At 29.1% G+C, this 21,582-nt stretch carries 30 protein-coding genes and 5 pseudogenes; all 35 read left to right on the plus strand.

Features of this window, described 5'->3' with window-relative positions; translation table 11 throughout:
* Window positions 1-70: 70 nt before the first annotated feature.
* The 35 genes and pseudogenes from V3224_RS10945 to sctJ all read left to right on the plus strand — a co-directional run bounded on the left by V3224_RS10945 (window position 71) and on the right by sctJ (window position 21,567).
* Window positions 71-859 carry a helix-turn-helix domain-containing protein gene (locus V3224_RS10945; protein WP_334470487.1) on the plus strand — a complete coding sequence of 263 codons (789 nt, stop codon included), beginning with the start codon at window positions 71-73 and terminating at the stop codon, window positions 857-859.
* The gene (locus tag V3224_RS10950; protein ID WP_334470489.1) at window positions 831-1,544 is read left to right on the plus strand and encodes a hypothetical protein; all 714 of its coding nucleotides are present in this window, start codon (window positions 831-833) and stop codon (window positions 1,542-1,544) included. Before V3224_RS10945 ends, V3224_RS10950 begins: the two co-directional genes overlap by 29 nt.
* 370 nt (window positions 1,545-1,914) lie before the next feature.
* A pseudogene (locus V3224_RS10955) lies at window positions 1,915-2,270 on the plus strand (EscC/YscC/HrcC family type III secretion system outer membrane ring protein); the annotation flags it as partial.
* A 33-nt stretch (window positions 2,271-2,303) separates the two neighbouring features.
* Complete coding sequence (locus tag V3224_RS10960; RefSeq protein WP_334470917.1) at window positions 2,304-2,444, plus strand: hypothetical protein; 141 nt, start codon at window positions 2,304-2,306, stop codon at window positions 2,442-2,444.
* 68 nt (window positions 2,445-2,512) lie between these two features.
* Window positions 2,513-3,036: pseudogene (locus V3224_RS10965) on the plus strand (HrpJ domain-containing protein); the annotation flags it as partial.
* A gap of 84 nt (window positions 3,037-3,120) precedes the next feature.
* Window positions 3,121-3,531 carry a hypothetical protein gene (locus V3224_RS10970; protein WP_334470491.1) on the plus strand — a complete coding sequence of 137 codons (411 nt, stop codon included), beginning with the start codon at window positions 3,121-3,123 and terminating at the stop codon, window positions 3,529-3,531.
* A gap of 33 nt (window positions 3,532-3,564) precedes the next feature.
* Window positions 3,565-5,466, plus strand: a complete 1,902-nt coding sequence (locus V3224_RS10975; RefSeq protein ID WP_334470492.1) for an FHIPEP family type III secretion protein — start codon at window positions 3,565-3,567, stop codon at window positions 5,464-5,466.
* A 17-nt stretch (window positions 5,467-5,483) separates the two neighbouring features.
* A complete protein-coding gene (gene spaK, locus V3224_RS10980) occupies window positions 5,484-5,885 on the plus strand; it encodes a hypothetical protein (RefSeq protein WP_032115437.1) in 402 nt (133 codons plus the stop codon).
* Window positions 5,885-7,187, plus strand: a pseudogene (sctN, locus tag V3224_RS10985) (type III secretion system ATPase SctN). The gene spaK and the pseudogene sctN overlap by 1 nt, the downstream one beginning before the upstream one ends.
* The gene (locus V3224_RS10990; protein ID WP_334470495.1) at window positions 7,171-7,596 is read left to right on the plus strand and encodes a hypothetical protein; all 426 of its coding nucleotides are present in this window, start codon (window positions 7,171-7,173) and stop codon (window positions 7,594-7,596) included. The pseudogene sctN and the gene V3224_RS10990 overlap by 17 nt, the downstream one beginning before the upstream one ends.
* Before the next feature lie 221 nt (window positions 7,597-7,817).
* On the plus strand, window positions 7,818-8,606 hold the full coding sequence (locus V3224_RS10995) for a SpaN/EivJ family type III secretion system needle length determinant (protein WP_334470497.1): 789 nt from the start codon (window positions 7,818-7,820) through the stop codon (window positions 8,604-8,606).
* A 20-nt stretch (window positions 8,607-8,626) separates the two neighbouring features.
* Window positions 8,627-9,178 carry a hypothetical protein gene (locus V3224_RS11000; RefSeq protein ID WP_334470499.1) on the plus strand — a complete coding sequence of 184 codons (552 nt, stop codon included), beginning with the start codon at window positions 8,627-8,629 and terminating at the stop codon, window positions 9,176-9,178.
* 66 nt (window positions 9,179-9,244) lie between these two features.
* Complete coding sequence (locus tag V3224_RS11005) at window positions 9,245-9,559, plus strand: FliM/FliN family flagellar motor switch protein (protein WP_334470501.1); 315 nt, start codon at window positions 9,245-9,247, stop codon at window positions 9,557-9,559.
* A 34-nt stretch (window positions 9,560-9,593) separates the two neighbouring features.
* A pseudogene (locus V3224_RS11010) lies at window positions 9,594-10,257 on the plus strand (EscR/YscR/HrcR family type III secretion system export apparatus protein).
* 12 nt (window positions 10,258-10,269) lie between these two features.
* A complete protein-coding gene (locus tag V3224_RS11015; RefSeq protein WP_032115431.1) occupies window positions 10,270-10,524 on the plus strand; it encodes an EscS/YscS/HrcS family type III secretion system export apparatus protein in 255 nt (84 codons plus the stop codon).
* A 9-nt stretch (window positions 10,525-10,533) separates the two neighbouring features.
* Window positions 10,534-11,304, plus strand: a complete 771-nt coding sequence (gene sctT / locus V3224_RS11020; RefSeq protein WP_334470503.1) for a type III secretion system export apparatus subunit SctT — start codon at window positions 10,534-10,536, stop codon at window positions 11,302-11,304.
* Between the two features lie 9 nt (window positions 11,305-11,313).
* Window positions 11,314-12,349: pseudogene (locus V3224_RS11025) on the plus strand (EscU/YscU/HrcU family type III secretion system export apparatus switch protein).
* 99 nt (window positions 12,350-12,448) lie between these two features.
* On the plus strand, window positions 12,449-12,979 hold the full coding sequence (locus tag V3224_RS11030) for a SycD/LcrH family type III secretion system chaperone (protein ID WP_334470505.1): 531 nt from the start codon (window positions 12,449-12,451) through the stop codon (window positions 12,977-12,979).
* A 30-nt stretch (window positions 12,980-13,009) separates the two neighbouring features.
* Complete coding sequence (locus V3224_RS11035) at window positions 13,010-13,237, plus strand: hypothetical protein (RefSeq protein WP_334470507.1); 228 nt, start codon at window positions 13,010-13,012, stop codon at window positions 13,235-13,237.
* A 60-nt stretch (window positions 13,238-13,297) separates the two neighbouring features.
* Window positions 13,298-13,561, plus strand: coding sequence for a hypothetical protein (locus V3224_RS11040; RefSeq protein ID WP_334470509.1), 264 nt, complete (start codon window positions 13,298-13,300; stop codon window positions 13,559-13,561).
* 156 nt (window positions 13,562-13,717) lie between these two features.
* Window positions 13,718-14,338, plus strand: coding sequence for a type III secretion system translocon subunit SctE (gene sctE, locus V3224_RS11045; RefSeq protein WP_334470510.1), 621 nt, complete (start codon window positions 13,718-13,720; stop codon window positions 14,336-14,338).
* 20 nt (window positions 14,339-14,358) lie between these two features.
* Window positions 14,359-14,541 (plus strand): hypothetical protein, encoded by a 183-nt coding sequence (locus V3224_RS11050; RefSeq protein ID WP_334470512.1) that lies wholly within the window; start codon window positions 14,359-14,361, stop codon window positions 14,539-14,541.
* 69 nt (window positions 14,542-14,610) lie between these two features.
* Window positions 14,611-14,994, plus strand: a complete 384-nt coding sequence (locus V3224_RS11055; RefSeq protein ID WP_334470514.1) for a hypothetical protein — start codon at window positions 14,611-14,613, stop codon at window positions 14,992-14,994.
* A gap of 15 nt (window positions 14,995-15,009) precedes the next feature.
* Complete coding sequence (locus tag V3224_RS11060; protein WP_334470516.1) at window positions 15,010-15,486, plus strand: hypothetical protein; 477 nt, start codon at window positions 15,010-15,012, stop codon at window positions 15,484-15,486.
* 22 nt (window positions 15,487-15,508) lie between these two features.
* Window positions 15,509-15,679 (plus strand): hypothetical protein, encoded by a 171-nt coding sequence (locus tag V3224_RS11065; RefSeq protein WP_334470518.1) that lies wholly within the window; start codon window positions 15,509-15,511, stop codon window positions 15,677-15,679.
* Window positions 15,680-15,732: 53 nt separating this feature from the next.
* The gene (locus tag V3224_RS11070; RefSeq protein ID WP_334470521.1) at window positions 15,733-16,071 is read left to right on the plus strand and encodes a hypothetical protein; all 339 of its coding nucleotides are present in this window, start codon (window positions 15,733-15,735) and stop codon (window positions 16,069-16,071) included.
* Window positions 16,072-16,151: 80 nt separating this feature from the next.
* Window positions 16,152-17,117, plus strand: coding sequence for an IpaD/SipD/SspD family type III secretion system needle tip protein (locus V3224_RS11075; RefSeq protein ID WP_334470523.1), 966 nt, complete (start codon window positions 16,152-16,154; stop codon window positions 17,115-17,117).
* 71 nt (window positions 17,118-17,188) lie between these two features.
* Window positions 17,189-17,299 carry an IpaD/SipD/SspD family type III secretion system needle tip protein gene (locus tag V3224_RS11080; RefSeq protein WP_334470524.1) on the plus strand — a complete coding sequence of 37 codons (111 nt, stop codon included), beginning with the start codon at window positions 17,189-17,191 and terminating at the stop codon, window positions 17,297-17,299.
* A 13-nt stretch (window positions 17,300-17,312) separates the two neighbouring features.
* Window positions 17,313-17,696 carry a hypothetical protein gene (locus tag V3224_RS11085; protein ID WP_334470526.1) on the plus strand — a complete coding sequence of 128 codons (384 nt, stop codon included), beginning with the start codon at window positions 17,313-17,315 and terminating at the stop codon, window positions 17,694-17,696.
* A 201-nt stretch (window positions 17,697-17,897) separates the two neighbouring features.
* Window positions 17,898-18,326, plus strand: coding sequence for a hypothetical protein (locus V3224_RS11090; protein ID WP_334470528.1), 429 nt, complete (start codon window positions 17,898-17,900; stop codon window positions 18,324-18,326).
* A 219-nt stretch (window positions 18,327-18,545) separates the two neighbouring features.
* Window positions 18,546-18,779 carry an acyl carrier protein gene (locus V3224_RS11095; RefSeq protein ID WP_032115423.1) on the plus strand — a complete coding sequence of 78 codons (234 nt, stop codon included), beginning with the start codon at window positions 18,546-18,548 and terminating at the stop codon, window positions 18,777-18,779.
* Window positions 18,780-18,945: 166 nt separating this feature from the next.
* The gene (locus tag V3224_RS11100; RefSeq protein WP_334470530.1) at window positions 18,946-20,124 is read left to right on the plus strand and encodes a PrgH/EprH family type III secretion apparatus protein; all 1,179 of its coding nucleotides are present in this window, start codon (window positions 18,946-18,948) and stop codon (window positions 20,122-20,124) included.
* Window positions 20,125-20,137: 13 nt separating this feature from the next.
* Window positions 20,138-20,434, plus strand: coding sequence for an EscF/YscF/HrpA family type III secretion system needle major subunit (locus tag V3224_RS11105; RefSeq protein ID WP_334470532.1), 297 nt, complete (start codon window positions 20,138-20,140; stop codon window positions 20,432-20,434).
* A gap of 40 nt (window positions 20,435-20,474) precedes the next feature.
* The gene (sctI, locus tag V3224_RS11110) at window positions 20,475-20,774 is read left to right on the plus strand and encodes a type III secretion system inner rod subunit SctI (RefSeq protein ID WP_334470534.1); all 300 of its coding nucleotides are present in this window, start codon (window positions 20,475-20,477) and stop codon (window positions 20,772-20,774) included.
* Between the two features lies 1 nt (window position 20,775).
* Window positions 20,776-21,567, plus strand: a complete 792-nt coding sequence (gene sctJ, locus V3224_RS11115; RefSeq protein ID WP_334470536.1) for a type III secretion system inner membrane ring lipoprotein SctJ — start codon at window positions 20,776-20,778, stop codon at window positions 21,565-21,567.
* Window positions 21,568-21,582 lie beyond the last annotated feature (15 nt).

The following is a 21,582-nucleotide window of genomic DNA, read 5'->3' on the forward strand; positions in this document are numbered from 1 at the left end:
TTGGGTTATTTTAAGGTTTAATGAGATCGTGTTTTTTGCTAGAAGCTGGTTTCATGTTAAGGAGCAAGTTTTGCGGCAGAGTGAATCTATGTGGATAAAATATGACGAAATTTTATTAGAAAATCCAGTTCTTTATTATGTTACGGCAGTAAGTAAAACAGAACTTCGTATTAGTTCAAAAGGAAATCAAGAAATTTGCTGTTTCGATATTGGAGAGAGTGGGATCATGATGATTTTACCTTCTAAAATAGATGTCCTATCGGGTGAAATCAGGTTAAAAAAAGAAAATATCTTACATTTAGCTAAAATGCAGGCTTTTATTGATAAAGCAAATAATCAAATCCATAATTTTAAGAATAATTACCTTTCTGCTTTTATTAATTTTAATTTTGATACTTATAAAAAACAAAAAAATCTTGAATATTGGTTTTTGAGTCAACAAATTAATAAAGAAAAAAAAGCAGAAAGGCTTTCTTCTTTATTACGCCAAAATGAAGAATATCGTATTGTCAGTTTTCTGCTTGAAGAATCGATGTTAGAAGGAAACCAAAAATTACAGAAAATGAGTGTAAAATATGGATTATCTGTTTCTTACTTTAGAAAATTAGCAGGAAATGCATTAGGTAATTCTCCTAAAACTGAGTTAAAAAAATGGCGATTAGTTAATGCGTTATTAGATTTAAACGATAAAAATCATAATATTACACAAATAGCTTTTAAATATGGTTATTCCAATTTGTCTCATTTTTCTGATGAAGTGAAGAGTTTTTTGGGGATAAGTCCGAGCCGGTTAAAAAGATACTATCAAAGGAAAGGATCTAGTGTCACCGATGAAGAAATTATTGATAAGAAAAGATAGTAGTATATTAATTTTTTTAGTGTTCTTAAATTTCATATTATTGTCCAGTTCTAAAGCTGTATCAGAGCAAAATATCGAATCAGGTTATATTGCTAAAAATCAAACTATACGTGGTGTTTTTGATGCCCTATCTTCGGTTATTAATAAACCAATCGTAGTTAGTCAGCTTGCTGTAAAAAAGAAAATAACTGGCGATTTTGATCTTAAATATCCACTGGATACCTTAAAAGACATTACTCAGCAACTTAATTTGATGTGGTACGATAATAGTCAAGTAATATATATTTGTGATGCAATTGAAATGCGTGATACTGTTATTACCTTAAATAATACGACAATTTCTGAGATAAAAAATTTTTTAAAAGATTCAGGTCTGTATGATGAACGTTACCCATTGCGCTCAGGTAGTAACAATCGTTTATTTTATATATCTTGGCTCTATATTGAGACGATAATTAATACTGCTCAGTTTTTAGATGAAGTGACTACAAGCTTTGATGGCCAAGAAAAAATAGCAATTGTGCCATTATATAATACTTTTGTAGAGGATCGTCATTATCAATATAGGCTTAATGATATTATTATTCCAGGAATGGCATCAATAATAAATAAATTGATGGATGCTTCAAGTAGTAATATTGCAAAATTAAAAACGCATACGCTAAAAAAAATCAAGATGATTTAGCTAATCAGAATAATAATTCATTACTAACAGAAGATTTATCGTTAAATAAAGGTGCGGTTTCTATTATATCTAATCCTGGTAATAATAGCTTATTAATAAAAGGTAATAAAGAACAAGTAAATTATTTATTACGAAAGATTGTAGAACAGCTAGATATCACTAAAAGGCATATAGAACTATCAGTATGGATTATTGATATAGAAAAAAAGCGCTTGATCAGCTTGGTATAAAATGGAGTGGTGGTGCTAATATTGGGCAAAAATTAGGTATATCGATAAATGCAGGAACAAGCACTATTGATGGGGCTAGTTTTATGGCAGATATATTTGCATTAACAAGGAATGATAAAGCAAATATTGTTTCTCGGCCAATGGTACTAACACAAGAAAATATTCCAGCAATATTTGATAATAATCGAACTTTTTATACTAAATTGATTGGAGAAAGAGCGATAGATTTAAAAAATGTTACTTATGGTACAGCCATTAGCGTATTACCTAGGTTTACTCTTGATAATCAAATAGAAATGATGATTACCGTTCAAGACGGAAGTCGAGGCAACAGTTAACTGATCATTTACCAGAAATAGGACGAACAGATATTAGCACTATTGCTAGAGTACCTCAGAATAAAAGCTTATTAATTGGTGGTTATACTCGTGATGAACATAGAAATATAGAAGAAAAAATACCATTACTGGGAGATATTCCTTATTTAGGTAATATATTTTGCTATACTACTGAAAAAAAGGATAGTTTGGTGAGAGTATTTCTTATTCAACCTAAAGAGATTACTAATCCTTTAGGTTTGAGTGCAGAAAATATTGCTAAAAAAGTAATAGAAGATAGATTTGATAATAAATTAGAAAATTGGATGTCAAATTTTTTGAGTAATCGTTGATGAGTAATAACATAAATAATTCTTATAATATTGTCCAGTACATGCTGCGTCATAGGCAAAAATTAATTATGGAAAAAGTGAATACTCAGGAAAAAGTGGATCGATACGAGGCACTCGACGATGAAAGTGAGAGCAAAATTGAAGAAAGGCATCAATATAACCAAAAAAAATTTGGTAATGAACAAGGAAAAGCACTATTACTATCGCAAACTAGACAGAGAAGAGAATTAGTTAAAAAAATTGAATTAGAAAATTGTAATGAATTTGACTATGTTTTGGATGATGAAATCGATCAAAAAATCGATAAAGTAGTAAATATTTTATCTGCGCCAAAAATTTCTCCCCAAAATTTAGTAGCACAGCTTAGAAAATTAATAACTGATGATAGTGATTTAGTAATTGTATTACGAGCTTTAATTAGGCGTAATATGCTACATGAAAAAAAAGAAAAAAAATAACAGATGTATTAAGTTATGTAGAACAAACTACGAATAAAAAACGATTAAAATCAGGAATTAATGTTGCTCTTAAAGCACGTATATTTAGCTCTAAAATAGATGTTGAACCCTATTTACTGCGTGAGAGCTATAGACAATTTATTGAAACGGATCTATATGAAATACAAATTTATGGTAACTGGATTTCAACCTATGGAACAGAAAATCGAGAAATAATTTTGCAATTTATCGAAAATGCAACGATTACTGATATTAATTCCAATGATCCCAGTTGTAGCCGAATAGAATTTGGTAATCTTTTGTCAAGATTAAATCAAATAAAAACAATAAAATCATGTGATAAATTCTTTATTGAATCTTTAATTAACTATTATAAAAGTAAAGCAATTCCCTTTCGGGAGTTAAACATAGTATTATTTTTTATTAGTGCACTTGAAAAACCTAATGCTATAGGTAATTTTCTAGATTTATTATTAAAAGTGGATAGTGGTAATGAAGATAAAGGAAAAATAACTCAATTAATTTATAATTTAATAAAAAAATTGCCACTATGTATTTTTATTGATATGAATGATAAAGAAATAATAAAAGAGCAGTTGATAGAAAAATTAAATAATTTTTTCATTTAAGATAGTATAAATCACTATAATATTTGAGTAAATATGAATAAATTTCTAAATGAAATAAAAAAACATTCAGAGCTGTTTGTATTAATTTTAGTTTTTGTCATCATTTCGATGTTGGCAATTCCTTTACCTACATATTTAATTGATTTTTTAATCGCGTTAAATATTATTTTATCCGCATTAGTATTTTTATCTTCATTTTATGTAAATAGAATACTAAATTTTTCATCATTCCCTGCCATTTTATTGATAACCACATTATTTAGATTATCCCTAACCGTCAGTACAAGTCGATTAATATTAAGTGAAGCTGATGCAGGGGAGATTGTCGCTGTATTTGGGCAATTTGTTATTGCTGATAATTTAGTTGTTGGGTTTGCCATTTTTGCCATAGTTACTATTGTACAATTTATGGTTATTACCAAAGGGTCAGAACGTGTTGCAGAAGTTGCTGCCCGTTTTTCTCTGGATGGTATGCCAGGCAAACAAATGAGTATCGATGCTGATCTACGCTCTAGTATTATTGATGCAGAAGAAGCTAAACGTTGGCGCAGTGTTGTCGAACGGGAAAGTCAGCTGTATGGATCTTTTGATGGTGCAATGAAATTTATCAAAAGTGATGGATTGGTTGCACAAATCCCTGCTTTATTAATAGCGGTTGCGGCAGGTTTTGTTGTTACCAGGGTTAATGGTGATAATGAAAACTTAGGTAGAACGATCATTAACCAGTTATTAACTAATCCTTTAATTTTGATTATTTCAGCAATTATTGCATTGAGTATTGGCAGTTTACCTGGCTTTCCTTTTATTGTTTTTTTATTGATTTCGGCAATATTAGCTAGCATGTATTATCTTCAATTTAAAAGAAATAAACCAAATAAAGAAGATACGGCATTGATTGAAAAAAATGAAATAACGGACTTAGAGATAGATAATCAAGGGGTGATTAATAAAAAAACAAATGAAACGATCCCTTTAATTTTGGTTGTTAATAAAAGCGTAATTGAAAATTTAAAAAAAGAAAATATTTCTGCTAAATTAAAAAATAAATTTTATCTAGATTATGGAATAAATTTGCCTGATATCATAATAAGTGATTCTGATGATTTAGAAGAAAATACCATAGTGCTATTAATTAATGAAATAAAAGCAGATCAATTTTATATTAGATACGATGGATATCGTCTTATTAATAAGACAGATGAAATTGAACATCTTGGGATTGAAAAGATTACTATTAATAATGATATTTGGATAAATGAAACGGATTATGAAAAAATAAAAGAAATAGGATATTTATGTCGCCATTATATAGATGAAATTTATTTTAATTTAGCCAATATACTCACTCGTTATGTACACGAATATTTTGGTATACAAGAAGCTAAGCAAGAAATTGATAATTTAGAAGAAAGGTATCCAGATCTTATTAAGGAAGTCGTAAGGCATGCAACAATTCAAAGAATAGCAGAAATATTACAACGGCTAATTAATGAAAAAATATCAATAAAAAACATGAAATTAATTATGGAAACTATTGCACAATGGGCACCAAAAGAGAAAGATGTTATTTTACTTGTCGAACATATTCGTAGTGCATTAGGAAGATATATTTGTCATAAATTTTCGCGAGGAAATAATTTAAACGTTATTTTATTATCAAATGAAAATGAAGAGGTTATTCGGAGTAATATACGAAATACCTCGGCCGGTGCTTTTTTGAATTTAGAACTTAAAGAATCTGAATATTTATTAGATAAAATATCATTAGCATTAGATAGCATGCCGTTATCTTATAATGATTTTGTAATTTTATGTTCAGTTGATATTAGAAGATTTTTAAAAAAGTTTGTTGAAAATAAATTTAACAATGTGGATGTTATTTCTTTTGGTGAATTAACAGAAACGGTTTCCGTAAATGTATTGAGAACGATTTAAAACTAAATGGAGAGAGTATGCATATTGATATTGCCTTATTAGTTCGTGATGCGCTAGCACATAGTGGTTGTGATAAAAATTTAATTTCTGATTTTGATGGACATTCAACGATTACATTAGAATTTAGTGATTCATTAGATATCAATATAAGTATTGATGATAATTATGTATGGCTGTGGAGCCCTCTTTGCGAAGTGAGTAGTAATTTGATTTGTCAATTAAGCGAAAAGATATTAAATAAATTAATGGAAGAATGCCTGTTTACCGTGACAAAACAGTTACAATTAGTTTCTCGTAATCAATATATTAATTTGGCAGGCGTCGTAGCTCCTGCATATTTAGTCGATGGAGCCAGCTTTTCTGCGGCGTTAGAGGAATTCTTCCACTTAATAAATAATTATTCAGAGATGCTTTGTTAATGAATGAAATTACTTTAAGCCATATAATATATAAAATTCAGTCGCTATTAGGAACAGTGATTGAAGCCAATATTGCCGATTGTGAAATTGGTGAAATTTGCCATATTCATAAAAATTGGCGAGACACGAAAATTATTGCTAAGGCACAAGTTCTTGGTTTTCGAAAAGATACTGTAATACTAGGGCTAATTGGTGAATCGATAGGGATCTCAAAAGAGAGTGTTATTATTCCATCAAAAGAACATTTTACCATAAAACTTTCATCAGATTTATTAGGTTGTGTCATAAATTCAATGGGAGACATTGCTGAAGGTTTTAAAGAAAAAAGTGGTTTATTAACTAATGAAAAGCGTGGGATCAACCAAAGTTCACCAAATTATTTGCAAAGAAAACCAATACAACATCCATTTGTAACCGGTATTAAAGCGATCGATGGGCTAATTACCTGTGGAATTGGTCAACGATTGGGTATTTTTGATTCTGCTGGATGTGGAAAAACATCACTTATACATATGATGATACAACATGCCAGTGCAGATATTTTTGTTATCGCATTAATTGGTGAACGGGGGCGTGAGTTGACTGAATTTGTCGATACACTGAAACAAACTGGTCATATTGATAAATGTGTTATCGTCTACGCCACTTCTGATTACTCTTCAATAGATCGGGTAAATGCTGCTCTGGTTGCTACAACAATCGCAGAATATTTTCGCGATGAAGGAAGTAACGTAGTACTGTTTTTAGATTCAATAACACGTTATTCCAGAGCATTACGCGACGCGTTGCATTAGCTGCAGGAGAACCGCCAGCCAGACGCGGATATCCTGCCTCTGTATTTTTGAAGCATTGCCAAAATTATTGGAACGGCCAGGTCTTACACAAAAAGGGGGGGGGGCAATAACAGCATTTTATACTATATTATTAGAAAGTGATGATGAGCCTGATCCGATTGCAGAAGAGATCCGTTCTATTCTTGATGGACACATTTATTTAAATCGTAAATTGGCAGAAAAGAGTCATTACCCAGCTATTAGTATTCTACAAAGTATAAGTCGTGTAGCTTCTCACATATGTGATCAACAACATTTGAGTCATGCTGCTCAAGTTAGAAAAATTTTAAGTAAAATTGAAGAATTGAAAATATTTATTGATTTAGGTGAATATAAAGAAGGCGAAAACTGTGAAAACGATCAGATGTTATATAAATATAACAAAATAAATAGTTGGCTTATACAATCTCCAGATGAAAAAAAATCCTTTGAATCAATAAAGCAAGAGATGTATGAGATTTTATCGTAATGTAAAAAAAAGGCATACTTTAATATGTCAAAAAATAAATCAGAACGATATTTTACTGCAAAACCTAGATAATAGAATACTGATAATTGAAAATGAGATAAAAGAAATCAATAAAGAAATTTTATTTGTTAGTAATTTATTGGCAGATATTAATAATGTGGGGTTATTATCAAGAGATGAGTTGTTTTCAATAAAAAGAAAACAAGCGGTATTTAATCATAAATTAATAGATTTAAAATTGGAGAAAGCAAAAAAGGAAGCTGATCATCAAGTTGTTATTTTAGAAAAGAAAGAAAAATTAAACACTAAAAAAATTTTACATATGAAAAGCGAAAAGTATATTTTTTTATTAAAAAAGAAATGGTTAAAATTATTCAAAGGAAATATCTTATTGAAGAAAATGAAATAGAGGAAGTTCTTTATGCCAAAAGTCAGTTCAATAAAAACTTTTAATATACAATCAAAGCAGAATGGGACATGCTCATTAGATGATATCATTAAAGAAAATATAAAAAATAGCAAACCATTATCTAAAATCGATTTATCAAAAACTAATGTAATTTATTATATGATAATACTATATTTCATGATGGTAGATATAGCTATGATCTTGATGAAACTGATATCTTAATGAAAAATGAAGAAAAAGATAATACAATAGTAGATAATCAACTTTATAATATTTCTTTAAGATTATCTGATGTTAGCATAGAAAATATTATAATGAGTAATCAATCAATATTCAAGGCTTCTCGAAATATAGAGGAATTAAAAAATGATAACTTTAGTAATCATAAAAAATATGTTCCAACTGATAAAAAATCTGGCCGGATACACTATGTAAAACATGAAAATAGTGTTATAAAAAAAGAAAATATTGCCAATAAATTAAGTATTAATAATACAATCGATACAGATTATATAACTAACTTAATTCACTTTATTGGTTCATCATCCCGTGGGCAGAGCAAACAAATTAGGGTAAATAATTTATTTAACTATCAAGAAATGAATTTAACACCAAGTTATGAAACAATGCCAATAAGTTATAAAAGTAATATTGATTGCAATTACCATTCAAGACTTATTTTATCCAAAAGAACTTTTAATAAAAAAATTGAAATGCCATCATTGGAAAATTTACAAAAAAATAAATGTATAAAAAATAATTTTATTAATTACAATGAAAATAAAGAGTTGAAATATTTTTTCAAAAAATGGGGAAAAACACATTATGTGGATATAAGTATAAATAAAAAATTCCAATGTTATCGAATATTTAGCTTTAATCCATCAGATTCATTGGTTGATAATAGAATTCATAGTTATTTGAATAATAATAGTAACTCTGAAAAAAATCTTCTTATTATAAGAAAAGACAATAAGGATCAATTTAATGAAAAAAGTGATAAATACTAAATTTTCTTTGAGGATGAGGAATGATAAAAAATTATTTTCCTATAAAAAGCCACAAAGAAATTAATTTAAAACAATTATTAATTACTTGGCAAAAAAAAGGAATTAGTCAAAAAAGATTTCCATTACCAAATGGAGAGCTATCATTATCTTTTTCTACCAATAAAAATTGCAAAGGGATCATAGACCTTAGAGAATGGTTAGAATTAATAAAACCAGATTTAAGCGGTTTATCTATGTATGCCTGGAAATTTGATGAATTAGAAACTCTTTTTTTAAATAGCTATACATTAAATGAATTTTTACCTTCTGAATTAGAATTTAATACTTTATATAGTAATGGAAAAGTTAATTGTAATGATAGCGATTATAAAAATATCATCGCTATGCTCAGAACAGATTATGGTAATATCTGGATCCATGATATTGATAATAACTTGAATCATGTAAGTAAATTAGAAAAATATAAATGTGAACACATCTCAGTGGAACTAATTTTAAGAATGGGATTCAGCAATATAACTGTATTAACTTTAAATAAGGTTAATGTGGGTGATATTTTATTTGTGAATTAGCAAACACATGATGTGGTTATTCAAAATAAAGTTATCGGACATTTTACTAATGATAATGGAGTCTATATGATAAATACAAATTTTTATAATGATAATATTGATGATACAATCAATGACGATGATAATCTAATAGAATCTAGTGATAAGTTAGGCTCTAAAGGTGATATACCCATTACACTTGAATATATTTTACAGAAAAATAAAATTCCTTTATCAGAATTGGAAAGCATTTTTCAAGGTAAGGTACTACCATGTGACTTAGCCGCAGAAAATAATATTAAAATTGTTGCTAATGGGGTTTTAATTGCAAAAGTAAATATAATTTGGATTGAAGATAGATTGGGTGTAGAGATCACTCATTTATTTCATAACGAAAAATAAACAATTGTTAATACAGAGAGTAAAAGTAGAAATTATGAATAATGATATTTCTCTGATTACCCTATTGGCGTTTTCAGCCTTATTACCATTTATTATAGCGACTGGCACATGCTATATAAAATTTTCTATTGTTTTTATTATGGCTAGGAACGCTTTAGGACTACAACAAATTCCTTCTAATATAGTATTAAATGGTGTTGCATTAATGTTGTCATTTTTTGTGCTACTGCCTGTAGTGAAAACCAGTTATCAAGAATTTAATAAGGTTAATATAGATTATAAAGATATTGATTCTATTATTAATTCAGTAAACTCTGGATTAGGTGGATATAAAAATTATTTAATAAAATATTCAGATAAAGAATTAGTGTCATTTTTTGATAAGTTACATCAAAAGTCAGATGATGGAAATTATGATCAATATGAAAATGGTAATGAAAGCTCTATTATTTCATTGCTTCCTGCATATGCCTTAAGTGAAATAAAAAGCGCTTTTACTATCGGCTTTTATTTATATTTGCCCTTTGTTGTTATTGATTTACTTATTTCAAGTATTTTATTATCACTTGGAATGATGATGATGAGTCCGGTAACAATATCTGTTCCTATAAAATTAATTTTATTTATATGCTTAGATGGATGGAGCTTGTTATCCAAAAGGATTAATAACTCAGTATATTGAACTAGCAACAGGATAATATATAAAGTTTATGAGTAATATAATTTTTGCAAGTAATAAGGCATTATATTTAATATTGATCTTTTCATTATTTCCGGTCATCGTCGCTACTATTATTGGGCTAATTGTTGGGCTTTTTCAGACGATAACTCAGCTACAAGAGCAAACATTGCCTTTTGGATTAAAATTAATTGGTGTAATGGGATGTTTATATTTACTATCAGGTTGGTATAGCGAAGTTCTGTTAAGTTATGCTCATGAAGTTATTAAGCTAGCACTATCGTGATTTAATATTATGCATATAGATACTAATTTTTATTTTAATATTTATAATTTTTTGTCTCATTTAGCTGTCGTAGCTTCGCGTATTTTTCCAATATTTTCTATTATTCCATTTTTATCTAACAATATTCTATCCTCCACGATTAAATTTCCTCTTTCACTATTTATTGCTATGGGTGTATGGCCATATGATGCATATGATTTACCTCAATTTGAATCGACCAATTATTTAGTCATCTTGCTAAAAGAAATTATTATTGGATTAATGATTGCTGTTTTTATTTCTTTACCTTTTTGTGTTTTACAAATAGCAGGAAATATTATTGATAATCAAAGAGGAGCGACATTAAGTAGTAGTATTGACCCTATTAATGGTGTGGATACATCCGAGCTGGCTAATTTTTTTAATTTATTCGCGGTGACACTATTTTTAGCTAATGGTGGGGTTATAACTATTTTAGAAATTTATAATTATAGTTATCGTTTGTGGCTACCTTTTTCAATGGAATTGCCATCAGTTTCAAATATTTTAACTTTTATTTCTTATGCAATTTCAAAAGCGATAATGTTAGCGAGTCCATTAATTATTATTTTTTTAGCCACTGAAATTATGCTTGGGTTACTTGGTCGATATGCACATCAATTAAATCCATTTTCTATTGCTTTAACTGTTAAAAGTCTAATTTGTTTTACTATACTGATGATTTATTTTTCTTCATCTTTTAGCGAAACGGTATTAGTCATGCAGCAAATATCTTTTAAATTGATTGAAAACAGTATCTAATGGAATACTATGTCAGCAAACAAAACGGAAAAACCAACGCCTAAGAAGCTAAAAGATGCAGCTCAAAAAGCAAAAAGTTTTAAAAGTAAAGATTTAGTTATCAGTTGTCTTATTTTTTTAGGTTGTTTATATTTGACAAATTATATTAATTTCACAGCCATAATAGATATTTGGGCGAATACATTAAAAAATAATCATCGTATTACACCATTAAATTATACTTTTGTCCTTTTATTTTCGGCATTAAAGATTTTTTTACCTTTTCTTTTTTTATGTATATTAATTATTATGCTTACGACGATGGCACAGACAGGATTTAAAATTGCAACTAAAGTATTAAAATTAGATTTTAATACTTTAAATCCTATCAATGGAATTAAAAAAATATTCAATATTAGAACGATAAAAGACTTCATTAAAACATTTTTATTTATCTTAGTATTTTTTATTGTTACATATATTTATTGGGGTAATAATAAAAAAGTTATTTTTGCTCAAATTTATTTAAATATTCAAGATATTTTTTTAGTATGGAAAACGTTACTTATCGATTTTATTATTGTCATCTATTATTGTCTTGATTTTAGATTCTGTTGCAGAGTATTTTATTCATATTAAAGATTTAAAGATGGATAAAAATGAAGTTAAACGTGAACATAAAGAGCAGGAAGGAAATCCTGAAATCAAATCAAAAAGAAAAGAATTGCATGTCGAGATTTTATCCGAACAAGTAAAAAGAGATATTAAGAGTTCAAAATTTATGATTGCTAATCCAACACATGTCATTATTGGTATCTATCTAAATCCGCAAATAGTTGCTATACCAATGGTCTCAGTATTAGAGAAGAATCAACGAGCGCTTGCTGCTCGCGCCTATGCTGAAAAAGAGAGTGTGCCGGTAATAGAAAATATTGCATTAGCGCGTCGAATATATAATACCCATCAACTTTACTCTTTTATTAATTTAGAGGAAATTGGTGAAATAATTAAAATTTTAAGTTGGTTACAAAAAGTTGAAAATGAGTGGGATAGCGAGGTTACATAAAGAATTAACATTTTTTATGAGCGTTATTTATGTGAACACGATTTATTTATCTGTTTTAATTGTGAAAATGAATGCTAATAGCAATTCAGGAGATCTACTATGCCCTATAATAATGAAAATATATCTCTTACTCAGAATGAACAAGATAGTTTTGGTCTTGAAGAAACTATTCTGACCGTTATGAATACGGGTGCCACACTAAAAGATATTTATGAAATAGATGAGAATGTTATAGAGAATATTTATGCGCATGCTTATGAATTTTATCAGCAAGGTAGGCTTGATGAAGCTGAAAAGTTTTTTAAATTTCTATGTATGTACGATTTAAAAAATGCTGATTATTTCATTTGCTTAGGTGTTGTTTATCAGCTTAAAAAGGATTATGCTAAAGCCTGTGATATTTATGCTTTATCTTATGTAATGGCAAAAAACAATCATTGTCCGGTTTTTTATTCAGGCCAATGCCATTTGCAAATGGGAGATATTGCTAAGGCACTTTATTGTTTTGATTTAGTTTGTAATGAAAGTACCGATGTTAAATTAGTAAAAAAAGCGGAAGTCTATCGAAAAGTTATTAAAGAAGCTAGATTATCAGAAATAGAAGTTAAAACAGAAACTTCGATTTCTTAATGTTTTATATTTTTAATTAGGAGTTATTATATGGGAGAGATGGATACATTTAATATAAGAAAAAATTTTTCTAATAATTTTAATAATGAAGATATAAATGCTGATCATTTTAATGAAATTGCCGGCGTTATTAAAGATAAAATTACTATTTCTCCCAAAGAAAGTATTCAATTAAATAATAAAGCTAAATTAGAATTAATTCTAGCATCAGAGTTTAACAATAAAAATGTATCTGATAATTCAATAGATATTCCGTAGATTAGAAAGCCTAAATTTTCGCTGTCAGAAAAAGGTAATTTATTATTAGTATTAGCTGAAATGCAAAAAATTAGTGTCGATCTTCAAGGAAATAAATTAAAACTCAGAATTGAACTTTTTAATGTTAAATTAAAGGCTAAGACTGAAAATGCTAATCAATTATTTAATGAAATAGATCAGTTGAATCATGAACATCAACAACAATTAGCGCTTTTAAGTAGCATGAAAATCAAGCTTGAAAGTTTACAATTGAGTAAGAATGAGCTTGAAAAAGAACTTAGTACTAAAAAAAATGATAAAAATAACAAACAGATAGATTATTAAAATTTGAAAGAAAACTTAGCTGATAAAGATTTGGCCTTAGAAAACCAGTTAGTAGAAGAAATTAATGATCTTGCTGAATTTATTCAACAAAAAGAAACTGACTTAGTCTAATTAAACGACACATTTGAGATGTATTCAAATGAGTGTAAGACTGCTATGAAAGAAATAGCTCAATGTACGGGTTTAATTAATGATGCGCTTAATAAATTGAGTCAATTCAAAGCAGCAGACAGAATAGAAACTGATAAACCTATTGAACAGCATATTAAAGAAACTCTCTCAAATACAGGTGAATTATTAAAAATTTTATCAACACTAATTATTAATATCGGTAATTGTGCAGTTGATAAATTAAAGGATGATCTTGAGATTAATCGTAAACGGGCGATGGCTAATCAAAACGAATTGAAACGCCGATCTCAAGAGTTTGACCTGCAGGTACGCAAAGCCGAACAAACGCAAAAAATAGCTAAATGTGTAGGGCAAATCCTTGGTGGTTTGGTTATGGCTATTGGGGCAGTCAGTGCGTTATTTGGCGGCGCTGGAATTGCTTTGATGGCTGTTGGTGTAGCGTTATTAGCGGCAGATTTTATCGCTGAAAAAGCGACCGGTCGATCATTAACCGATAGGATCATGAGCCCGTTAATGGAGCATGTTTTTATGCCATTAATAGAGATGTTAGGTAAAGTTGTTGATGCGATATTGGAATACACACCACTGGGTGGTTTGTTAAAAGAGATCGATAAGGCAGCAGGAACTGTGATATATGTCGGATAACAAAGGGCATTGTAACGGCGGTGGGCGCGGTTGCAGCCGTTATTGCTTTAGCTTATGTGGGGAAATCGGCGGCAAAGTTTCTTATTGAAAAAATGTCACAAACTTTTATTGCCTCAATGGTACAAGTTGCTAAACAAGCAATAGTTCAGGTAATAAAGAAAATTATTCCCAACATGGTAAAAAATGCAACTAAGCAAACATGAGCGGTAGTAAAAAAAATAATTGATGAGATTACTAAAAAGTTAGAACAAATTGCCAGTAAGATTTCAACGATGATGGAAAAAACAACTCAGCAAATCAATAAATCTGTATTTAAAAATATGAAATTAAGCACACCAGAAGAAATTCATCGTTTAATGAAAATTACCGGAAATAGATTAGTTATGAGTAATCAAGTCATTATGTTTACCAATACAGCAGCGCAAGGAGGTTTAAACGTTAATGTTGCCAATGTTCAGCTCCAGAAAGCTAAGATCACTGCTGATATGTTGTTTGAACGGTATGAAATTGATCGTTTAATGGATGATTCAAAGAATTTATTTACAACTTATAAACTTCTGCAAGAGAGCATTATGAAATTATTTTCTAATATAACAGAGATAATCACTGCTCAGAATAATACTGGTAAATATATTACTAAGTCTATGCGTGCTTAAATTAAACAGGAAAATATGACAGCAATAAGTACTTCTGATAATAGAGCTATTTTGTATCAAACGGATCGTAATATTGATGATGCCGATACTATTTCAAATAAGGAAAAAACTTCTTTAGCTGGATTGTCTCTATCACCAATCGATATAGAAAATATAATAAATAATAGCACCCAGGATGAAGCGGAAAAATCTGTAATACGACGACCAGATGTTAAGAGTTATGGAAAGGTTCAAGCTAGTGATGTGAAAAATGCTTTTGAGGATTTACTTACCAATATTGAAAAGAAAGAACAATTATTTAACTTTTCTCTATCAGATGAAGATCTTGCGAGTATTGCTGATACTATAAATCGTTTGGAGATTACAAAGTTAGCGAATGGCTATACAGGTAACCAGGATAGCTTACTTCTGGCAATGATTAAGGCAGCTTTGAGTCAGTCAGAGACTTGTCGTCAATTAGCCAATATGGAGGATCGCATACGACTCAATTAAATCAAGTGCTAGTAATACGGTTATGGCGGCTCAGGAAGGGCAAAAACAAGCGATAACAACGGCAATGGTTTCTCTTGCCATGGCGGGTACTGCAACTTTTGGTTCGATTAAGAGCTTAAAGAATCAAAATTCGTCACTGAAACTTCATGAAACTCAATCGGTTAAACACAGCGCAGCTGCAACAGAACATTGAAATGCGGCCTTAAATGCCTCTCGTGACCCAGAGATGAATAAGTAGAAAGCTTGATGACTAAAGCTCAGGAATTTCAGAATAAATCCCAATTTTCACAGGTGGCTGGACGCGAAGCGCAAAATGAAGCGCAAAAAATTTTCGTGGCGTCAAATGCAGTGCAGCAAAATTCAGCATCGGTGGGGCAGATGGCAGGACAACAGCATACGACAGCGCAGGCAGAAAAATCTGGGCAATCACAAATGGATTCTGCGCAAGAACGTACTTTTAGTGAAGTAGCGCAAATAACTAAAAAAAATCATGAAGAATCCATCGCATTAGTGAAAAAAGCATTAGAGATGTACTTGGAAGAGAGCCAACGTAGAGTCGTAACTTGTGGAGCTATTATTGGTTAATTTGTTAACGACATTCGATTTAAAAAGTAAAGCACTGGATTAATATTACTGAAATTTAAGGCTAATATGAAGTGCCCTGATTGGGTTTTTTAGGCAATATCGGTAAAGGAATGGAGATGGAAATTTATAACCCCTTTATATATAAGGCATCCATTTTTTATAAAAATGATGATAACGGTGATAATGCTGATATTGATTTTCCTAAGGCGAATAATAAAAAAGCCATCATTGATAATTCAGAACTTCAATTAAATGAACTAAAAAGTTGGCGTAACCGAAATGAAAAGTTGGTTGGATACAATAAAAAATTAATTCAGTCCATGGCAAAGGAAGCTAGTAATAAATTAGTTCAATCAGCAGAAATAATAAATAATAATGGCCGTTTGTTGTTATCGTCAAACTCCCTACGCGCAGGGCAACAAATAGAAAATCAGATAATGACATCGTTATCGGATAGTCTTAATTATGAGGGGGAAAACAGTGAAGAGATTGACAAAAAAATTAGAACGATACGTAGCGTAATAGATAAATATAAAGAAGAAAATATACCTGGTTCAAAAAAATCATTATTTAATAATGCTAATTTTTCTAAAGTTAAATCAAGCCGGGAAATAGCTAAACATTTATTTCAAAGTATTACTAATATTAATAAACATTATTTAAAAATTTTTCAGGATGGCGCTAAAGTTTATGCCGATGTGTTAAGAGAACTCAATGAAATACTTGCTCCATTTAAAGATGCGATAAAAACGGATAAAGATACGGTTGAATTTAAATTTGATGAAACAAAAGAGATAATTGATAATCTTATAAAACTGAAAAGTAAGTATGGCCATAGAAGGCTGGTATCTGCTAAAGGTAGTCTAAAAAATCAAGATGAGGCGATTGCATGGGCTAAACAGCTTGGTTTGGATGCCAAGAAATGCATTGTTATTGATGGTAATAATTTTTATCTTAAAATAGATATTAGCTTTATTGATCAACTAATTGACCCTTTTCCAAAGGTTAGCACTAAAAAAGGTGAAAAAATTTTTATCGGATGCTAGTTTTAATTCAGCACGCTTGGCAATCTGGTTTTGACCAATTTAAAACAGAAGCGTAAACTCTTTCACAAACCGTGACGCAGAAATACTCAAATGCTAATGCTATTTACGATAATGTTATTAAAATATTGACCAATACAATTAGGGAATTACTAGAATCGAATAAATCATTCCTTATTACTTAATTGGAGAGGAGTTATGCCTAATCCATCTTATATTAATAGCACCAAATTAGCAGCAAATTTTAGTCTGCCACTAGACAAAACTAATTATTCTAAAGATATATCAACCCAGTATGCTAGAGGGATCCAAAAAGTTAGTAATAGTAAAGATTCGATTGCTGTTACTTCATATTCTGAGCAATCTGTTTTAGCCTTTGATTGTAACGTAAATAGTAATATTAATTACAGTGGCAATGTTTCTCTCAATGAACGCATGTATAAAGCTAAGAACAGCATGCCAGATTCAAAAAAGGCCATAATGATCAGTTGTGATAGTCAATTCGAGCTATTAAAAACAGGCTGTCAGGTATTTTTTACTCATTCTCCTGATAGCTTCAAAAAAATACTTTTAGCCAACTAACAAATGAACAAAAAGAATATCTTTATCTCTTTTTTGCCCTATTTAATTTTATACTAACATCAGATTTAACTAAAATTCACAAAAAAATCATATGAAGAATTTAATGATTTTTTTAAAAAAATATTAAAATATAAATGTGATACTTCAATATTAGATGGGACAACCACTAAAAAAGTAGAACAAGCACTTAAATTTCAAAAAATGGCTAAAGATTTATTAAGTAAATATAGTGAAACTAAAAATGGACCATCTTTTTCTAATTATATTAAACAACTTGCATTAACAGAATTATATGCTCATTTTAATAAATATGATATTAAACAAAATATCATTGATAGCGAAATAAAAAATGGACGAATTTTTTCGCCAAGTTTTAATATTCTCTATGATAAAAGAATGTCAACTATCAATAATGAAAAAGATATCTTGAGGCGCTTTAATAATATTGTTAGTCTTGAATTTATGATTTTTGATACATTAAATCGTTCATATGAAAAAATTGTAGAGGATACAGCACCTAGTGCTCCGCCTGAATCATTGATGCCTGATTTTCAAAATGTGAATATTATTGGATGGAAGCCAGAGTACCGGTTAGAGTTTCAGCCACAATATATTAATAAAAATCCTTGATTTGGTAACAGTTATTGCTAAATTATATAAAAGATGAACTCATGTTAGTGAAAATTAAAATAGCTATAATTTAATTTTATAAATAAGATAATTGATTCTATTTGATAACTATAATAAAAATTTAAAATATTAAATTTAATAAATAGTACTATATTTTTAATACGGTATAGATTTTAATTAAATAAAATTTTAGCTGCATCATTTATAATGAGATAATATATGGATGCTTTAGATTACAGAATGACAAATAGTATTATTGCAAAATGCCTCAATTTATCAATTAAAGAAATTTTACCAGAAATGCATTTAATATATGATTGCATGGCTGATTCTTTAATGTTAATAGATTTATTTATTGAACTAGAAAATTATTATCATATAAAATTTACCAGTAACAATATTGAAAATATAGAAACTGTTGATGACATATACAAATTTTTAAGGGCGATATAAAAAAATTTCAAGCAAAATATAGTAGTTACATTAGTAAATATTACGAGATTTATTTTTTCCTTCGTTAATTATGATTATAATTTGATGATTATCTGGTTATGATTTTTTTATAAAAAAACATATCTTAGTCGAAAGTAATAATTAGATAAGTATTAACTGTATGGAGATGAATAAAGATAACCAGCTCGTTTTTAGGATCCTGAGTGGAAAACTAGCTGGGTGTGAATTTTTGCTTGATAATCTTCATACTGTTTTTATGGTTACAAATGATAGCACTATTGAGACAATACATAAGGGAAATTTATATCCAAATAACCTTATTTATATTCCTTGTGTTGATCGCGAATATAGCTTTGAAATAGTTGTTGAAAATAATGCATTAAGTAGTAATGGTAATATAACTGTTAGAGAAATCAATGATGAAAATATAGATAATGGACAAACTATTGCATTAAATGAAATATACCATGTTAATGACCTTTCGTTTGCGATTCGTAACATGAGTGATAGCTTTAACGCAGAAGTTTTGCATTATCGTTACCCTATTATTAATATAACGACAGAGAAGGTTTTGCCAGTTAAGAAAAATTATTTAGCCATAACCATGTTTCTTTTATTGATATTATTACTTATAGGTTTATGTGCTTATTTTTATTTTACTAGTGAGCAGAGAAAAATATCTAAGCTTTCTGTTTTATTGCGTAATGATTTAGAACATTATCGCATAAGCTATGGTCAGGATAATATTATATATCTGTTAGCGAGTAATGAACGTTACGTTTATCATGCTAAAAAGTTATTGAATAATAGTGATGATGATAATCAAGTGAAAGTATTATCGAGAAAGCAGCAAATAAAAGCTATTTCTTGGTGGTTAAGAAAAAATTTTCCATCAGCCTATTTTCACTCTATTGAACTGGATAAGGCAGAGCAGCCAGTAATATCACTGAGTAAAGAAAGGACAAGCCTAGCAGATAAAGAAAAATCGAATATTATTAATAAATTAAAAAAAGATTTTTTATTTGTTAGAAATGTAGTCTTTCAGTCGATAAGTGATAAATATATTGAAAATATATCAGAAAATGGAATTAAAAAATTAAAAATAAATTATAAGAAAATTGTCTCTAAAAATAGTATTACTTTTTTTATCTTAGATAATTTAAGTGATCAGGAAATTCAATCAATAAAACTTTTTATTAATAATTTTTATCAAAATTGGGAAAAGAATTATATTTATTTTACTATTGAGTTAAATAGTGACTGGCTACAAGATAAATCTTATAGGTATGGTAGTAAAAATTATATACGTACTTCTCCATTTCACTATTATTTTAATAAAAATTAACAGGAGGTTTTATATGACTGTATCACCTAGCGGTGTTAAAGTTGGTCCGGCTGATGAAGGTAAATTTGATACAACACAGTCTGTTGGTGGTTATCTGGTACAAAAATCTGCCAGCTTTGATAAGGGTGTGGTAAATATGAATAAAGAACTTGATGCAACCTTAATTGAATTAACTAAAGATCCATCAAATCCCATGCTGTTAGCTAAATATCAGTCTCTACTCTCTGAATATACCTTGTATCGTAATCTCCAATCTAACGTAACAAAAACGCTTAAAGAGACGTCTATGAATACAATTAGAAATACGTGAGCTAAATTTTATAGAAAAATATTTCTGTTAAGAGTGATTTATGAAAACAAAGATTTTTAATTCTTTTGCTAGTAACTATCTTATTGATATTACTAACTTAACTCCTGATTCAACTGGCTTGGATAATCATTTAATAGCCAGTTTTTCTAAGTTATCTCACAAAACTAAAATGGAATATGATCAAATATTGAATATGGCAGAAAACCCTATCAATATTTCGGATCCGAAGTATCTAGGTTATCTTCAGCAAAGGACCGCAGATTATGGTTTACGTATTTCACTATTACAAACGTTAGTTCGTAAAGGAGTAAATGCGGTTGAAATATTATTGAAAACCTAGTATGAAAAAAATTTATCTCAGCATAATTTGGCTACTGTTATTATTAACGGGCTGTCATGAACAGGAACTTCTTAAAAATTTGGATCAAAATCAAGCTAATGAAGTTATCGCTTTATTACAACAAAATAATATTGATCCATATAAAAAAGAGAGCGCTAAATCGGGTTATATTATTTATATCGAAAAAGAAGATTTTATTCCAGCGGTAGATTTAATTAACCGTTATGGTTTACCACGTAAACCAAGATTAGAAATTGCGCAAATGTTTCCATCTGATAGCTTAGTATCATCGCCGTTAGCTGAAAAAGCACGCCTCTATTCAGGAATTGAACAGAGGTTAGCGCAATCTTTACATTCTATTGAAGGTATCGTAACTGCCCATGTGCATATTAGCTATGAGTTGAATAGTATTGAAAGCAAAAAAGAACAAAAATATCATGTTTCGGCATTGATTAAATATAATGATACGATTAAAGATGTAAATCTATTAATTAATGATATAAAAAGATTTTTAAAAAATAGCGTCAATGGCGTAAGCTATGATGATATTTCTGTTGTTACCACAGAAATGGAACAGATAAACCGATTAAAATTAACATCTAGTCATCAAGGGGCAACATCTGGTTTAATATGGCTATTTTCTGCTAATGTTTTTATTATTTTAATCATCTTTTTTCTATTTTTCTTGATAAATAAAAATAGAAAAACACCCGCTTTACTGACGATGAATAATAATTCGGTAACAAATTTCATTAAAGAAAAACTTATTATGAAAGATAGAAGTAATAAATAAATGGTTATGTCTAGT

Source organism: Arsenophonus sp. PmNCSU2021_1, assembly GCF_036919435.1.
Taxonomy (GTDB): Bacteria; Pseudomonadota; Gammaproteobacteria; order Enterobacterales; family Enterobacteriaceae; genus Arsenophonus; species Arsenophonus nilaparvatae.

Bases quoted from the DNA above. Each gene is read 5' to 3' on its own strand.
- V3224_RS10950 (WP_334470489.1), top strand. From the start codon at position 831: ATGAAGAAATTATTGATAAGAAAAGATAGTAGTATATTAATTTTTTTA.
- V3224_RS10975 (WP_334470492.1), top strand. From the start codon at position 3,565: ATGAATAAATTTCTAAATGAAATAAAAAAACATTCAGAGCTGTTTGTA.
- spaK (WP_032115437.1), top strand. From the start codon at position 5,484: ATGCATATTGATATTGCCTTATTAGTTCGTGATGCGCTAGCACATAGT.
- V3224_RS10990 (WP_334470495.1), top strand. From the start codon at position 7,171: ATGAGATTTTATCGTAATGTAAAAAAAAGGCATACTTTAATATGTCAA.
- V3224_RS10995 (WP_334470497.1), top strand. From the start codon at position 7,818: ATGAAAAATGAAGAAAAAGATAATACAATAGTAGATAATCAACTTTAT.
- V3224_RS11000 (WP_334470499.1), top strand. From the start codon at position 8,627: ATGATAAAAAATTATTTTCCTATAAAAAGCCACAAAGAAATTAATTTA.
- V3224_RS11005 (WP_334470501.1), top strand. From the start codon at position 9,245: ATGATAAATACAAATTTTTATAATGATAATATTGATGATACAATCAAT.
- V3224_RS11015 (WP_032115431.1), top strand. From the start codon at position 10,270: ATGAGTAATATAATTTTTGCAAGTAATAAGGCATTATATTTAATATTG.
- sctT (WP_334470503.1), top strand. From the start codon at position 10,534: ATGCATATAGATACTAATTTTTATTTTAATATTTATAATTTTTTGTCT.
- V3224_RS11030 (WP_334470505.1), top strand. From the start codon at position 12,449: ATGCCCTATAATAATGAAAATATATCTCTTACTCAGAATGAACAAGAT.
- V3224_RS11035 (WP_334470507.1), top strand. From the start codon at position 13,010: ATGGGAGAGATGGATACATTTAATATAAGAAAAAATTTTTCTAATAAT.
- V3224_RS11040 (WP_334470509.1), top strand. From the start codon at position 13,298: ATGCAAAAAATTAGTGTCGATCTTCAAGGAAATAAATTAAAACTCAGA.
- sctE (WP_334470510.1), top strand. From the start codon at position 13,718: ATGAAAGAAATAGCTCAATGTACGGGTTTAATTAATGATGCGCTTAAT.
- V3224_RS11055 (WP_334470514.1), top strand. From the start codon at position 14,611: ATGATGGAAAAAACAACTCAGCAAATCAATAAATCTGTATTTAAAAAT.
- V3224_RS11060 (WP_334470516.1), top strand. From the start codon at position 15,010: ATGACAGCAATAAGTACTTCTGATAATAGAGCTATTTTGTATCAAACG.
- V3224_RS11065 (WP_334470518.1), top strand. From the start codon at position 15,509: ATGGCGGCTCAGGAAGGGCAAAAACAAGCGATAACAACGGCAATGGTT.
- V3224_RS11070 (WP_334470521.1), top strand. From the start codon at position 15,733: ATGACTAAAGCTCAGGAATTTCAGAATAAATCCCAATTTTCACAGGTG.
- V3224_RS11085 (WP_334470526.1), top strand. From the start codon at position 17,313: ATGCCTAATCCATCTTATATTAATAGCACCAAATTAGCAGCAAATTTT.
- V3224_RS11090 (WP_334470528.1), top strand. From the start codon at position 17,898: ATGGCTAAAGATTTATTAAGTAAATATAGTGAAACTAAAAATGGACCA.
- V3224_RS11095 (WP_032115423.1), top strand. From the start codon at position 18,546: ATGGATGCTTTAGATTACAGAATGACAAATAGTATTATTGCAAAATGC.
- V3224_RS11100 (WP_334470530.1), top strand. From the start codon at position 18,946: ATGAATAAAGATAACCAGCTCGTTTTTAGGATCCTGAGTGGAAAACTA.
- V3224_RS11105 (WP_334470532.1), top strand. From the start codon at position 20,138: ATGACTGTATCACCTAGCGGTGTTAAAGTTGGTCCGGCTGATGAAGGT.
- sctI (WP_334470534.1), top strand. From the start codon at position 20,475: ATGAAAACAAAGATTTTTAATTCTTTTGCTAGTAACTATCTTATTGAT.
- sctJ (WP_334470536.1), top strand. From the start codon at position 20,776: ATGAAAAAAATTTATCTCAGCATAATTTGGCTACTGTTATTATTAACG.